Source organism: uncultured Methanobrevibacter sp. (assembly GCF_937881195.1).
Lineage (GTDB): Archaea > Methanobacteriota > Methanobacteria > Methanobacteriales > Methanobacteriaceae > Methanobinarius.
On sequence record NZ_CALGFC010000040.1, the window covers coordinates 1 to 15780 of the forward strand.

General features: G+C 25.0%; 11 protein-coding genes. 7 read left to right on the forward strand and 4 right to left on the reverse strand.

From position 1 onward, the window contains the following. Positions 1 to 442 precede the first annotated feature (442 nt). Genes Q0087_RS06270 through Q0087_RS06280 form a run of 3 tightly spaced genes read left to right on the forward strand, consistent with a single transcriptional unit; the run spans position 443 to position 2333 of the window. Positions 443 to 1015 (forward strand): DUF4240 domain-containing protein, encoded by a 573-nt coding sequence (locus Q0087_RS06270; protein WP_297898837.1) that lies wholly within the window; start codon positions 443 to 445, stop codon positions 1013 to 1015. A gap of 58 nt (positions 1016 to 1073) precedes the next feature. Then, the gene (locus Q0087_RS06275; protein WP_297898838.1) at positions 1074 to 1640 is read left to right on the forward strand and encodes a GNAT family N-acetyltransferase; all 567 of its coding nucleotides are present in this window, start codon (positions 1074 to 1076) and stop codon (positions 1638 to 1640) included. Between the two features lie 21 nt (positions 1641 to 1661). Beyond that, a complete protein-coding gene (locus tag Q0087_RS06280; protein ID WP_297898847.1) occupies positions 1662 to 2333 on the forward strand; it encodes a class I SAM-dependent methyltransferase in 672 nt (223 codons plus the stop codon). Positions 2334 to 2466: 133 nt separating this feature from the next. On the opposite strand, the gene Q0087_RS06285 is transcribed toward Q0087_RS06280, so the two are convergent. Then, positions 2467 to 3654, reverse strand: a complete 1188-nt coding sequence (locus tag Q0087_RS06285; RefSeq protein WP_297898839.1) for a redox-regulated ATPase YchF — start codon at positions 3652 to 3654, stop codon at positions 2467 to 2469. Between the two features lie 499 nt (positions 3655 to 4153). Between Q0087_RS06285 and Q0087_RS06290 the strand changes: the two genes are divergently transcribed. Then, positions 4154 to 6337 carry a phage holin family protein gene (locus tag Q0087_RS06290; RefSeq protein WP_297898840.1) on the forward strand — a complete coding sequence of 728 codons (2184 nt, stop codon included), beginning with the start codon at positions 4154 to 4156 and terminating at the stop codon, positions 6335 to 6337. A 90-nt stretch (positions 6338 to 6427) separates the two neighbouring features. Continuing rightward, on the forward strand, positions 6428 to 7063 hold the full coding sequence (locus Q0087_RS06295) for a cobalt-precorrin-7 (C(5))-methyltransferase (protein ID WP_297898841.1): 636 nt from the start codon (positions 6428 to 6430) through the stop codon (positions 7061 to 7063). A gap of 271 nt (positions 7064 to 7334) precedes the next feature. Here the strand turns inward: Q0087_RS06295 and leuS are convergent, their stop codons facing one another. The 3 genes from leuS to Q0087_RS06310 form a co-directional block, all read right to left on the reverse strand. Beyond that, positions 7335 to 10388 (reverse strand): leucine--tRNA ligase, encoded by a 3054-nt coding sequence (gene leuS, locus Q0087_RS06300; RefSeq protein ID WP_297898842.1) that lies wholly within the window; start codon positions 10386 to 10388, stop codon positions 7335 to 7337. A 397-nt stretch (positions 10389 to 10785) separates the two neighbouring features. Next, on the reverse strand, positions 10786 to 11127 hold the full coding sequence (gene cutA, locus Q0087_RS06305; protein ID WP_297898843.1) for a divalent-cation tolerance protein CutA: 342 nt from the start codon (positions 11125 to 11127) through the stop codon (positions 10786 to 10788). A gap of 101 nt (positions 11128 to 11228) precedes the next feature. After that, positions 11229 to 12038 (reverse strand): NAD+ synthase, encoded by an 810-nt coding sequence (locus Q0087_RS06310; protein WP_297898844.1) that lies wholly within the window; start codon positions 12036 to 12038, stop codon positions 11229 to 11231. A gap of 485 nt (positions 12039 to 12523) precedes the next feature. Between Q0087_RS06310 and Q0087_RS06315 the strand changes: the two genes are divergently transcribed. Together Q0087_RS06315 and Q0087_RS06320 are read left to right on the forward strand one after the other, a co-directional pair. After that, positions 12524 to 13534: a TRC40/GET3/ArsA family transport-energizing ATPase gene (locus Q0087_RS06315; RefSeq protein ID WP_297898845.1), complete on the forward strand. Its 1011-nt coding sequence runs from the start codon at positions 12524 to 12526 to the stop codon at positions 13532 to 13534. A gap of 723 nt (positions 13535 to 14257) precedes the next feature. Continuing rightward, entirely contained in the window at positions 14258 to 15544 is a 1287-nt protein-coding gene (locus Q0087_RS06320; protein WP_297898846.1) for a hypothetical protein, read from the forward strand. The last annotated feature ends 236 nt before the right edge of the window (positions 15545 to 15780 follow it).

The following is a 15780-nucleotide window of genomic DNA, read 5'->3' on the forward strand; positions in this document are numbered from 1 at the left end:
TTTATCTATTAAATTATCTATTAAATTAATTATTCCTTTTATTTATTCATTTATCATCATATCAAATATTAATTTATATATACTATTTTTAATGCTTTAATCAATTATTAAATATTCTAAAATTCAGTTATTATTAAATAATAGTTAATATTAAGTATAATATCCAATAAAACAAATCCAAAGTAATTATTAGAGATAAAAAACTTATTTTATGATTTATATTTATAGTATTTCTATGTTAAGTATTCTATGCTGATTTTTATAAAAAATATTAAATATTTCAAAATACATAAACTTTAGTAGAATAATGATAATAATAGCTAAAAATAACATGAGAAAACCTTTTACTATTATTTTTATCGTTTATAAAAAATTTTTTATCAATATGAATATATAAAATCAATAATGATTAGTTATAAATTATATAAAAAGGAGTGAAAGTATGATGGACAAGAATATATTTTGGGAATTAATCCAAACATCTTATAAAGAAGCTGATTGGGAAACAGACAAACAAATGCAAATATTGAAAAATAAATTATCTGATTATAGTCAGGATGAAATACTAAAATTTGGAAAAATTTATGAAATATATGCAAAAGAATCTGAAAAAAGTAAATTATGGGCTGCAGCTTATGTTTTAAATGATGGTTGTTCTGAGGATTGTTTTAAATCTTTTAGAGGTTGGTTAATCTCTAGAGGAAAAGAACCATATTTAAATGCAATTCTCAACCCAGACTCCATTATTGATTTAGATATGCCTTATGAAGATGACTATTATGAAAATGAAGATATGCTATCTGTTGCACAAATGGCATTTAACGAAAAAATAGGGTCAAATGAAGATATAAATTTATATTATGAACGAATGAGAGAATTTGAACTAGATACAAAAGAAATATTCAATATTGTTGATGAAATATCATTTGGAGAAGACATAGATGCAAAATGGGATAAAAAAGATGAAGAAAGCATAAGAAAGCTTGTTCCAAAATTATGTGAACAATATTGGTAAAAAAAGCATAATAAAGCATTTAAAAATAATAATTAACATGAAATAAAGTAATAATACCATGAAGACAGGCGATAAATTTACTAATATTGACTATAATCTTAGGAAATTTAGAAATGATGATGTTTGCCCCATAACTAAGTATGCAAATAATCAAAATATTGCAAAATGGCTTACTAAAGAATTTCCAAGTCCATATTCTAAAAAAGATGCTGAAGATTTTATAAATATTACTTCAAAAAAAGAATTTATGAAAGTATTTGCAATTGAAGTAAATGGTGAAGCTGCTGGCTCAATATCTTTATCTTGTAATTCAAAAAATGAAAAAAACATTAGTTTTAATTCTAATAAAAATATTAAAAAAGCAGAAATAGGATATTGGTTAGCTGAGAAATACTGGAACAATGGAATTACTACCTCAGTTATTAAAGAGATAGTTAAATATGGATTTAATAATTATAAAATAGAGTGCATATATGCAACTACATTTGAAAATAACATTATTTCTCAAAAAATTCTAAGTAAAGCAGGTTTTAATACTGATTCTAAAATAAAAAAGATTATTAAAAATAATGAATCTTATGATGTAATCATATATTCAATTAAAAACGATTCAAATAGTTTATAAATTATAAAATGAGGGATTTAAATAGAAGAAGTAAGTAAACAATTCAATAAAATAGCTGAAAAATATGACTCAGAAAGAAAAAAATTAATTCCTGTATTTGATGAATTTTATGGGATAGCCATAGATAGTATTAAACTTAAAAATCTTAATCCAAAGGTTCTTGAGATAGGAACTGGAACAGGTATTTTTACTGAAATGTTTCTTGAAAAATATCCTAATGCTAAAATGGATTTGGTTGATATTTCTGAAGATATGTTTAATATTGCAAAAAAACGCTTTGAAGGAAATAATAATCTTAATTTCTATTTAAAAAATATTTTAGACTTTAAACCAGAAAAATACAAAAAATATGATGTTATTATTTCATCTTTAGCCATACACCATTTACCTGATGAGAAAAAGATAGAATTATATGACAATATTTTTCAATGGTTAAATCATGATGGGTTATTTGTAAATGCTGAAATAATAGCTGGTGAAACAGAATATTTAAACAATATGTATGAAGAATGGCAATTTGAAATAGCTAATAATCTTGATGCAGAAGGAAAACAAAAAGCAATTGAGAGATTAAAACTAGATATTAGAACTCCTGTAAGTAAACAACTAAAATGGCTAAAAAATGCAGGTTTTAGTAATTTTGATTGCATATATAAAGCTTACTGCTTTGGAGTATTATGGGCTAAAAAATAGATATAAAAAGATGAATATGAAAAATATATAGAAGATATATAAAAAATATATAGATGATATATAAAAATGTATAGAAGATATATAAAGATTAAAGAATAAAAAATAGAAAGAATAAAAAAGAAATTATTTAATTTTAACTAGTTATAATGCTAATAATATCTCCATCACATAATTCATAATCACTAGCTACCCTCATATTCTTTTTTGCGTTAACAGCATGCATAAATTTATCACCAATATCAGTATGAATAACATATGCAAGATTTCTAGGATTTGAACCCATTTTAATAAGTATAGGATCTGGAAGGACATTTCCATTATTATCAGTAAATTTATGCTCATCCTCAACTGGGTAAACAACTATCATATTAAGTAATTCAAAAACAGCAGTATTAATAGCTTTTTGAACACCAGTACTCCCATATTTATCCAAAACATTTTCTTTGATATAGTTTAAAGCATTTAACTGATTTTTATTTAAATTTTCCTCATCAGGAATTTCAAAATTAGACTCACCGGGATTATAATTTATTAAACCTGCTTTAGATGCATTAACAAGCGCTAATTCACTATCAGCAGATGCTGGAATAACATCCGGGTATTTTTCTTTAATTCTTTTTATATTTTCCTCAGATGTTGGAAGATCTGCTTTATTAGCTACAATTAACATTGGCTTGGATATTTTTCTGAGGTTTGTTACAAGCAAGATTAAATCTTCTTTTTCCCATTTTTGATAATCTGGATTAATTGTTCTTTTTGCTTCAATAACATCTTCGAGACTTACACCAGTTCCAGACATTTGTTCATATATAACTTTAGCTACATCTAATTTTTCTGCTTCTATTTTTCTAATAAGCCTGTCCCAATTTTTATTTAAAATTCCATACATCCACATGACAATTTCATATTCAAGAAATTCGATATCTTCAAGAGGATCATGAGTTCCTGGATCAACTGGGCGACCTTCTTCATCAGTAGATCCAGAAGCATCTATAACATGAATGAAAACTTTGGCTTGCCTTAAATCATCTAAAAATTTATTACCTAAACCCCTGCCTTCATGTGCTCCTGGAACTAAGCCTGCAACATCGATTAATTCAACATGAATATATCTTTTTCCATCAATACATTCAGAATTTCGTGGATTACAAGTAAGATTTAAATCCACACAAGGACAAGGTTTTACAACATTTGCTATAGCTTTATTTGCATCAATAGTTGTAAATGGGTAATCTGCCATTTCAACTTTTGATGTTGTAGCTGAGTTAAAAAATGATGATTTACCAACATTTGGTTTTCCTGTAACTGCAATTTGAAGCATCTTTTTGACTTCCTTAATTTTTATAAATAGATATTTTTAATATGATATATTTTTTAATATGAAATATTTTTAATAAATTTTATAATCTGAATTATATTCTTTAATAAATTTTATAATCCAAATATATTCTTTAATAAATTTTTATGATAAATATTATAATAATATTTATGATGAAATTAATAATTAAAAAAATAATTAAAATAATAAAATACTGTTTTTTAATAAATTTATTGAATTACCTTATTAAACATTGCTTTTTCAAAATATTTTCATATCCCAATATTAAATTATAACTAATAATAATTTTTTATTGAAATAAAAAACTAAAATTAAAATGATAAAAAAGCTAATAATTGAAATATTACTATTTTTTAATTATTTTTTTATATTATAGCTTATATTAGAATAAACTAAAATTCCCATAATATATTAAAAATGACTATTTACCTAAAATTTAATTAAAAAATTATTTAAATTTAAAGATTAAAGTATAAATTATATGAACACTTTATCTAAAAAAATATTTGCTAATATAAAATTTTTTATTAGAACCCTGATTGTTTGGGTTGGAGAAATTATTGTACTATATTTATTAGCTAATATGGCTATTGGTTTAAATATTGATGGATTTAACACAGCGATTATTGTAATAGTTATTTTAGAAATAATAAATGCCCTCTTTTGGCCAATACTTGCAAGAATTTTTCTTCCTTTTTTAGTATATACCATCGGTATTGGGTCTCTTCTTTTGAATGCCGGTGTAATATGGGTAATAAGTCTATTCCTGCCGACATTAAGTATAGATGGATATGCTTTAATTATTGTACCTCTTGGAATAGCAGTAATACATACAATATTAACTTCAATACTAACTTTGGGCAATGAAGATGAATATTACAATTTTATTATAAGAAGAAAAAAAATAAGATATAATGATGATTATTTTACAAATGGAGAAGTTGATTATAATCAATTCCCTGATAATTATAATGAAAAGAATAATATAAATCATGAAAACAGCACACAGGTTAATGAACCAGGATTAATTATAATAGAAATAGATGGGTTAGCTAAAGATATATTAGAAGAAGCAATAGAAAAAGGTCATATGCCTACTTTAGCTAAATGGAAAGAAGATAAATCCCATAAAATAAAAGAATGGGAAACAGATTTATCTAGTCAAACTGGATCAAGTCAGGCAGGGATATTGCACGGGAATAATGAAGATATAGTTGCATTCAGATGGGTTGAAAAAGAAAATAATAATAAGATAATGGTTTCAACTGGGCTTATGGATGCTCCTAAAATTGAAAAACGTATATCCGATGGAAAAGGCCTCCTTTATAATAATGGATCAAGTAGATCAAATTTATTTTCAGGAGATACAGAAAATGTGCTATTTACATACAGTAAAATGTATGACATAAAAAAATTCTACAACCGAACATGGTATTATGTTTACTCAAATCCTTCAAATTTCGGCCGTATTATTTTATTATTTGTATTTGATATTTTAAAAGAAATCATTTCTCAAATAACTCATAAAGTTAAAAATATTAGGCCTAGAATTAGAAAAGGATTTATGTATTTATTTGTAAGAGCCTGTGCTAATGTATATATAAGAGAAATAAACACACAAACTATTATTGGAGATATGGTTAAAGGAAAAACTGATATAATATACTCTACTTATTTAGGATATGATGAAATAGCTCATCACTCAGGAATTAGAGATAATGATTCATTTAATGCATTGAAAGGTATTGATAGGCAAATTAAAAGAATAGCTGGTGGAAACAATTACACAAAAAGGCCTTATAAAATTGTTGTACAATCAGATCATGGACAAAGTAATGGAGCCACATTCAAACAAAGATATGGTTTAAGTTTAGAAGACTTAGTAAAAAATCTACTTCCAGAAGATATGAATGTTTATGGAGAATTATCCTCCAATGAAGATCACTTTGGCCAAGTAATTACTTCACCAATTACAGATGTTAAAAATATTGTTAGAGATAAAACTGAAACAGCTAAAAATAAATATGATGAAATATCAACAAAAATTAAGTCAAAAGGAGACAATATTTTAGAGTATATTAGTGATTATAAAATTTCAGAATCAACAACCATTAAAAAATCAAAAACAAACCTTAAAAATGCGGAAGTTATTGTACTTGCATCTGGAAATTTAGGATTGATATATTTAACTCAATGGGAAAATCGTCTGGATTATGAAACTATAAAAGAATTATTCCCTGAATTAATCCCTGGACTTGTTCAACACGAAGGAGTAGGTTTTATTTTAGTTAATTCTAAAGAAAATGGAGCATTAGCTATTGGAAAAGATGGAGTATATTACTTAGATGAAGACAAAATCGAAGGAAACAATCCTTTAAAAGATTTTGGATCCAATGCTAGAAAACATCTTCTTAGAACAAATAATTTCAAATATGTTCCAGATATTTTGGTAAACAGTTTATATGATAAAGATAATGATGAAGTTGCAGCATTCGAAGAGTTAGTTGGTAGTCATGGTGGTCTTGGAGGAACACAAACTAAACCATTTATTATGTATCCCTCTGAATGGAAAGTAGAAGATGAAGATATTGTTGGTGCTGAAAACATCCACAAACTTATTAAAAAAAATTATAATTACATTCATGACCAATATAATGATATATAATTTAAGATATATCAAATAATAATGAAAATAATGAAAATAATAGGTTCAATAAATTATTCAAGAGATTATAAAATAGATATAGGTTAAAAAATGACAAAATTATTTATTGTTGGTATAGGGCCAGGTTCTAAAGATTATATTACTGAAAAAGCAAAAAAAACAGTACAAAATGCAGATATCGTTGTTGGAAGTTGGAGAGCTATTGACATTTTCGATGATATTAAGGAAACAATAGGGCTAAATGTAAAAGATCTTCAAGAAAAATTGGAAGAAGCAATTGATTTATCAATAGAAGGAAAAAAAGTTTGTATACTCTCAACTGGCGATCCTGGATTTTCAGGAGTCTTAAAAACTATAAAAAAAATTGCTAAAAGTAAAAATTTTAATTATGAAAATATAGAAGTGATACCAGGAATTAGCTCATTGCAATTAGCTGCAGCTAAAAATAAAATATCCTGGGATGAAGCAAATATAATGACATTCCATGGTAGAGAAGAAATTTCATATATTTTAAATGTTATTGATAATGGACTTCCTACAATCGCACTGCCATCAAAAAGTGTAAAAGATATGGCTAAGTTTTTAATCGATAACAATGTAGATGAAAATAGAAAAATCACAATATGTGAAAAATTAAGTTATCCTGATGAAAGAATTGTTACAACTACTTTAAAAGAAGTTTTGAATAGTGATTTTAGTTATATGTGCGTTATGATAATTTACTAATTATTAATAAATTATAATTTTTATAAAAATAATATTAAAAAATAATATTAAAAAATAATCTTAAATCTAAAAAATAAAATTATTAACAGTGCAAATTAAAATAAGAAAATAAAATTGAAAATGAAAATAAAAGAGTAAATTTAAAAACAAAAAAGTAAAAATAAAAGATTAAAAATAAATGAATATTAAAGAAACAGTGAAGAAATAATAAAGAAATAATAAAAGAATAATAAAGGAATAATAAAGGAATAATAAAGGAATAATAATAAAATTATTCCATAAACAAGGCTGGTTTATAAGGCATTGCATTTCTAGCCTTATTTTGTGGGTCATAGCTATTATCTTTGTGAATAATAACTTCAGAACCTACTTCTTCAGATATAAAATCTAAAGCATCAGATAAAACTTCATATTCATCAATTTTACCAATATATCTTGTTTTTGTCATTTCACGACCAACTTTTTTAGCAACTTCAGCTATTTCTTTTTTATTGTCATGAATATTTTCACCAATAGCTCTGCCCATAATTTGACCAATGTCTGGTTTTCCAACATCATCAGCTATTCTATATAACATCCATTTCCAATCAGGAGCTAAATAAACATGAATCTTCTCAGGAGTAACATCAACAATTTTTTTAATTTCATTTATATCTTTTACAATAGATTGAACCATTTCTTCAGATTTTTCTATTACTTCACTTGGTATACAGCTATCTACTTTTAGATTTAATGTTGGAGTACATTTCATTGGGAAATATTGATATTTGATTGGCCATTCAGCTTCAGATACAAATCCTTCACCACCATATTTAGCCCATAATTCTTCACAGCTATGTGGAGTGAAAGGTGAAAGAATTCTAATCCAAGATTCTAATATGGAAGATAGAACAAATATAAGAGCTTCATCTGGATCTTCTAATAAATGTTTTGTACGATACATATAATGATCAACATCTTTTTTAAGTAGGAAAAGAGAATCTTGAAGTGCTTTTCTTGTTTGGAAACCTTCAAGTGCAGTAGTTGCATCATTTATCCGAATATACAATTGATTCATCATCCAAAGATCGATTTTTCTAGTTAAATCAACCCTTTCAATATTGCTTAAATCTAAAGACGATTTATTTTTATTCATTTTAATTGATTCTATCTTTTCTGCAAACTCGAAAAACCAGTCAAGGCGCCTTTTTGTACCGACAACTTCTTTTTCTCTCCAATCAAAGTCTTGCCATGGTTCAGCTGAAGACATTAAAAATAATCTTACTACATCTGCACCATATTCATTTATTGCATCACTAAGAAGTATAACATTTCCTTTAGAAGAAGACATTTTGTTGCCTTCAAGTAAGCCCATTCCAAATACAACCATACCCTGTGGCCAGTTTTCAGGAGGGAAAATAGCTGCATGATGAAACATATGAAAGCTTAAATGATTTCCAACTAAATCTTTAGCTGAAAGTCTCCAATCTAATGGATACCAATAGCTGAACTCATTTTGAATCTCATTAATAATATCTTCATCAACTTTGAGTCTGAAATCATCAATATTAGCACCAATTGAATTTAATTGAGTTTTATCAATAGTATCAATATTTATATCATTGTCAAAAAATATTTTTTCAAAAAATGCATCATTTAAATCTTCAGAATTAATATCTTTTAAGTATTTAGCTATAGTGTAATAAGACATATAAATTGTAGAATCAGTTAATGGCTCTATTAACCATTGTTTATCCCAAGGTAATTTAGTTCCAAGACCAATTCTTCTAGAACAAGCCCAATCTTCTAACCAACCAATATAATACTCAAGATTTGATCTGACCTCTGCAGGAATTATGTTTTCATTTCTAAGTAACTTTCTTGTTTCATCTTTCCATTCTTCATCAGAATATTTAAGAAACCATTGATTATCCATTATTTTAACTACACATTTTGTACCACATCTACATATTACTGGATGTTCTGCAAAATCATACATAATAGTAGCTTGGTTTTTAGATATCATATCCTTTTTAATATTTTCACGAGCAATGGATACACGTTCACCAGAATAAATAGGAATATGTTTACTAATAATCCCTTTAGAATGTTCAACTTTGTATAGTTCATTTGTAGCTTCTTCTAATTTAGGATCTTCTTGATTCTTAACATTTAATCTTTCTATTACATCTTTAGCAGGTATTTCACTATATTTTTTGATAGTTACAACATTTAAAGGTTCTATTTTATTTACAATATCCTTTAATGAATATTTTTCTATTAATTCTTTATTATTTTTTAAATCTTCGAGAGCTATATAATCTGCAGGAGCATGACCAGGAACAGAAAATACTGAACCACTACCATATTCTGGATCAACAAAACTAGCTGGTAAAATTGGATGGTGATCTTTAGTTACAGGATTTTCAATATGAGCTCCTATTAATGTTTCTGGATCAATATCCCCTAATATTTTTAAATCCTTTATTTGATTTGAAATGTTATCGAAAGATTCTTTGCTTATTAACCATGTTTCTCCATTAGTACCATTTTCAGAATCATCACTAGTCACTTGAATATACTCAACATTAGGATTCAGCCATAAGTTAGTAGAACCATAGATAGTTTCTGGTCTGAATGTAGCTGGAACTAGATATTTAACATTATTTGCAGTGTTAATATTATCCCCATTGTCTTTATTAGTATCATTATCATTTTTTTCAATTATTTTAAATTTTAGAAGGGTTAATTCATTTACTCCAACTCCTTCTCCTTCTAAAAGATCATGATCTCCAACTGGGTTATCACAATGTGGACAATATTTAACAGGATGATTTCCTTTTCTTATTAAATCCATCTTTTTTAATTTTTTTATTTGCCATTCGATAAATTTTTTATAAGTAGGATCTGTAGTCCTAAACTCTCTTCTCCAATCTATTGAATAACCCATGTCATCCATAACATTATGATACTCTGTACTGAAATATTTTACAATATATTCTGGATCTTCGAGTTTTGAAATCTCATTTTTAGGAACCTTATGGACATTTTCATATAAATCAAGTGTCCAAGGGTCTTTATCCTTTATCCTACTAGCGATTCCAATTACTGGAGCCCCAGTTACATGCCATCCCATAGGAAACAATACATTATAGCCCTGCATTCTTTTAAATCTTGCGTAAACATCGGGAACCGTATATGTTCTTCCATGCCCAATATGCATGGCCCCACTTGGATAAGGATAAGCTACTGTTAAAAATATTTTTTTTCTTTCATCATGATCTGACTGAAATAGCTTTGATTCCTTCCATTTTTCTTGCCATTTCTTTTCTATCTCTTTACTCACTTAATCACCAGATATAAATTGAATATAATCATTGAATTAAACATAAATTAAAATATTAATGAAACTAATTAGATAAAGTATCCTAATTAGATAAAATAGTAATAGAATAATTAGATAAAGCATCCTAATTAAACAATACTAATAGAATAATTAGATAAAGTATCCTAATTAAATAAAATGTTATAGAATAATTAGATAAACTATCTTAATTAGATAAAATATCAATAAAACTAATTAATTAAAATATTAATTAAAATATTAATTAAAATATTGATTAAAATATTGATTAAAATATTAATTAAAGTATTAATTACAATATAATATGTTATATTATATTTACTTATATTTACTTATATTATTTACTTATATGATAAAATAATAATAAAAATGAATAATATTAATTAATTTCATCTTTTACCCATTTTAAATAGTTTTTAGAAACATTAGAAATAGGAATAGCTAAAATACATGGATTATCATAGCTATGTATGCCCTTAATAAAATCTATTATCTCATCGACATTTTTTTCTATTGTTTTAAGAAGTAAAATAGCCTCATTATCCTCTTCAAGGTTTCCTTCCCACCAATATATGGATTTCATATTAGAAACTATATTAGAACAGGCAGCTAATCTTTTTTCTACGACTAATTTTCCAATTTTTATAGCTTCTTCCTCATTACTTGTAGTAACATAAATTAATGCCATCAAATTATCACAAACTAAATCATACTCATTCAAATAAAATTTTTAAATAAAATTATATAAATAAAATTTTTAAATAAGATTATTAAATAAAATTATTAAATAAAATATAAATAAAAAATATATTTTTGATAGGTTTAAAATAGCTTTTTTTCTTCAAAAGGACTTGGGGGAAATTCTAACTTATGTTCATTATTATTAATTCTATTTTTCAAATCAACAAGAGTTAATTTAGAAATATTCACTTCTTCTAAAATATCCACATCTTCTAATTGTTTATCTATTAAAAGATATAATAATTTATCTAAAACATCGTAAGTTAAACCAATTTCATCTTCATCAGTCTGACCTATCCATAGTCCAGCTCTTGGAGGTTTATCTATAATTTCATCTGGAATATTCCATTCTTTAGCTAATTTTCGCAGTTGTGTTTTATATATATCCCCTATTGGTTCAAAATCGCAAGCACCATCACCATATTTAGTAAAATAACCTATTAATAATTCACTTTTGTTACCAGTTCCAGCTACCAGACAATTTTTCATATTTGCAAAATAATACAACATAGTCATCCTAATTCTTGCTTTAAGATTACCTTCACTAGCAAGATCTTCTGAAATATCTGAAGCATTATCATCTTTAGCTAAACTCAAAAATTCATTAGTTATAGTATCTATATTTATTTCTTTGTAATCAATATCTAATAATTTAGACATAGCTCGTGCATGTTCTGTATCCTCTTTTGGAGTAGTGGAACTATGTAAATGATAAGAATAAACATTATTTTTACCAATAGCTTCTTTTAAAAGAAAAGCTACGACACTTGAATCAATCCCTCCACTCAAACCAATTACAATTCCATCTGCACCCGCTTTATCTAATATATTTTTTATAAAAGTAGTTATTTCATCTTTAACTAATTCTGAATCGATTTCTGGAAACTTCATATAATCACGAAAATTTATATTATAATTACAAATTATTTCAATTTTTAAATTTAAATTCTTAGATTTTTAAATCTTAGTTTTCAAATTTCTATTTTTTATTTTCTATTTTTTAATTTATCTTTTCTATTTTATTTTCTATTTTTTAATTTTTAGTCGATTTAGAAAAGTTTATTACTGAAAAGTATAAAAATTCTAAAGAGTTTGAAATTAATAATTAAATTAAAATAATTATAAATTTGAAACTAAGATAATTTGATATTGAAATAATTTTAAATTTAAAACATTTTATATATTATAAATCTATTTAACTTAACTAATAAAAATTACTTTTAGAAAATTTATAAAAAAATTTAATAAAAAACTTAATAAAAAACTTAATAAAAAAATATTTAATAAGGAAACTATATTATCATAAAAATTTATAACAAAGGAATTAAAAATAAAATAGAAAAGATAAATTAAAAAAATTATTTAGAGGAATTATAATGAAATTTAAAGATTTATTCAAATTTAAAAATGGCCAAACAACATTTGTATTTGTAGGCGGAAAAGGAGGAGTTGGAAAAACATCCATATCTGCAGCTACTGCAATTTGGATGGCCAAACAAGGGAAAAAAACATTAGTTGTATCTACTGATCCAGCACATTCCCTTTCAGACTCACTTGAAGCACCAATTGGTCATTCTCCAACATTAATTATGTCTAATTTATATGCAGTAGAAATTGATCCTGAAATGGCCATGGAACAACAACAAGCAGAACTTGAAAGTAAAAAAAGTTTAGCTACTGGTGAACAAGCCATGGGATTAGATTTATTAGGAGATCAATTAGATCTTGCTTCTTCTTCTCCAGGTGCTGATGAAGCAGCTGCATTTGAAGTTTTTCTTCAAGTAATGACTACTAATGAATATGATGTTGTAGTATTCGACACAGCACCAACAGGTCACACACTTAGACTCCTTTCATTCCCAGATTTGATGGATTCCTGGGTCGGTAAAATGATTAAAGTGAGAACTAAACTTGGTGGAGTAGCTAATACCTTTAAAAATCTAATTCCGTTTATGGGTGATGATGGAAATGATATTCAGTCAACTGCCGAATTAGAAGAAACCAAAAGAAGAATTGATGAAGCGAAGAAAGTAATGTCTGATCCCGAAAGAACAACATTCAAAATGGTTGTAATTCCAGAAGAAATGTCAATATATGAATCTGATAGAGCTATGGAATCATTAGCAAAAAATAATATGACTGTTGATGGAGTTGTTGTAAACCAAATCATGCCAGACATTGAAAACTGTGATTTTTGCCAGTCCAGACATAAAATACAACAAAAAAGACTTGCTTTAATAAGACAAAAGTTCTCACATCAAACAATAGCAGAAATTCCATTATTTAAAGAAGAAGTTAAAGGAATAAAAAAATTAGAAGAAGTTGCTGAAGTTCTTTATGAAGGAAAAACTCCAGAAGATGTTGAAAAAGACGCCATACTTCTTTAATAAGTTTAAAATGGTTAAATAAACTTATTTTAAATTTTAAAAGAATTAGAATAAACAATCTAAGAATTAGAAATTGGGGTAAATTATAATATTATTATATAATTGTCTAAATTATATTAAATATTTAAATTAAAAATATATTAAAATTAACTTTAATATATTAAAAATATTTTTATAATATAAGAACTAATATTATATATAATATTATATACTAAATAAATAATAAATAATATACTAAAAAATTATAAATAGTATACTAAAAAAATTATAAATATTAAAAATATCTTTTTAAAAATTAGTTTTATGTTTCTTTTAAAAATTGATTATCCATTAATTAATTCAAAAATTAATTACAATGTTTCTTTTAAAAATTGATTATATTTTTTTTTAAAAAATTAGCTTAAATTATATTTAGACTATATGATTTTTATTAAAATAAAAATATTATTAAAAATATAATTAAAATAAAATTAATATAAAATTAATATAAAATGGAATTACTAAAAAATAAGATTAATATAAAATTAATAATAAGCTGGAATTATTAAAAAATAGAATTAATATTATAATATTAATATTATAAAATCAATATAAATTGAAATTAATATAAATTAAGATTATTAAAAAATGAAATTAATAGTATATTAAATTATACTAAATTAAATTAATAGTATGTTAAATTATACTAAATTATATTATAATGTAGTAATTAGAGGGTAGCTGATGAGCAATATGAAAAAAGGAATTCTGATCATATCACTTATTTTAGCAACACTATTCTTATCTGTAAGTTTCGTGTGTGCAGAAGATGGATTAGGAGGAAATAATAGTAATAATAATGTAACAACCAATTTGACAAATAATACCTCTGGAGGATCAAACTCTAGTGTAGATAACTCAAATACTTCTGTAAAAACAGCTGCTAAGCCTTCAAAAGTTTCACAAAGTAGTGTTATCGCTGCTTCAAAAAATCTTAAAGCTTATGCTGATAAATACAAAAAATTACCAAATTATGTTACTATTAAAGGATATAAATTTTCAATGCCAGAATTTTATTATTTAATGTCAAAAACTATTAGCTATAAAAATAGTAAGATAAAATCTAGTATTATTGTTAAGTATAATCTTAAAAACCCAAGTAAGGCATCAGGAACATGGGTAAGAGGAAATATTTATTCATATTATTATTCTATTTATGCTAATAAAATAATCAAATATATGGACAGATATAAAAAGGCTCCAAACTATTTAACAAGTGCTGGTGGAAATAAGATACAATATCAAACTAATATCTATTTATTTGCAAAAGCATTAAGTAAAACAGGAACTAAACTTCCATACTATGTGACTATAGATATAAAATCAGCTAATCCTATAAACAGCTATCTGCCATATTATGATAGAAACAAACCATTAAGTAAATTATTAGGAAAAAATGACCTTGGATATGTAGAGCTAATAGGTCCTTATGGTAATGTTGATTCTAAAATAAAAATAGCATATATTATAGGAATGCACCCTTTAGAAAATAAAGCACATACTGCTCTTTATAAGACTTTAACAAGTTATAAAAATTTAAAATATGCATATTACATTTATAAAGTAACAGTTACTAAAAATCCTAAAGATTATACTGATGGAAGGATGAATGGTCAGAAACTTGCTCAAAAATATATTCTCCCAAATATCAAGTTGAATAAATACAATTTAGTTGTTGATGTACATTCTAATCTGGGAACAAAAGGCGGAAACTACCAAAAAACAAATTTCATATTTGCTCCAGCGAAAAATAAGAATTCATTAATAATCGCGAAAAAAATAATTAAAAATATTCCAGGACTTGACTATTATTATCCTAGCTCTCAAACAAGCCCTCAATATTGTACTGAACCATTAGTAAGAGCAGGTATTAAAACAATAGTCTATGAAACATATTATTATGAAACTAGCAGCGTGACATTAAAATATATTAAACAATTAATAGCACAAGTAGATAAATTAAGTCTTTAGATTTTAAATTAAATTTTAAAATCTATTTATATTTATTTAATTTTTTAATTTATCTCAAATATTTTTAATTTATTTCTAATTCTATTTTTTTATTTTTAATTATTTTTATTTTGTTTTTGCTTATCTTTATTCTATTTTTAATTAGTCTATTTTTAATTATATTATTTCTAATCAAATTATTTCTAATTAAACTATTTCTAATTAAACTATTTCTAATTAAACTATTTCTAATTAAA

Excerpts from the sequence above, each read along its gene's own strand:
- Q0087_RS06295 (WP_297898841.1), top strand. The coding sequence starts at position 6,428 with ATGACAAAATTATTTATTGTTGGTATAGGGCCAGGTTCTAAAGATTAT.
- Q0087_RS06310 (WP_297898844.1), bottom strand. The coding sequence starts at position 12,038 with ATGAAGTTTCCAGAAATCGATTCAGAATTAGTTAAAGATGAAATAACT.
- Q0087_RS06275 (WP_297898838.1), top strand. The coding sequence starts at position 1,074 with ATGAAGACAGGCGATAAATTTACTAATATTGACTATAATCTTAGGAAA.
- Q0087_RS06315 (WP_297898845.1), top strand. The coding sequence starts at position 12,524 with ATGAAATTTAAAGATTTATTCAAATTTAAAAATGGCCAAACAACATTT.
- Q0087_RS06290 (WP_297898840.1), top strand. The coding sequence starts at position 4,154 with ATGAACACTTTATCTAAAAAAATATTTGCTAATATAAAATTTTTTATT.
- Q0087_RS06285 (WP_297898839.1), bottom strand. The coding sequence starts at position 3,654 with ATGCTTCAAATTGCAGTTACAGGAAAACCAAATGTTGGTAAATCATCA.
- Q0087_RS06270 (WP_297898837.1), top strand. The coding sequence starts at position 443 with ATGATGGACAAGAATATATTTTGGGAATTAATCCAAACATCTTATAAA.
- Q0087_RS06320 (WP_297898846.1), top strand. The coding sequence starts at position 14,258 with ATGAGCAATATGAAAAAAGGAATTCTGATCATATCACTTATTTTAGCA.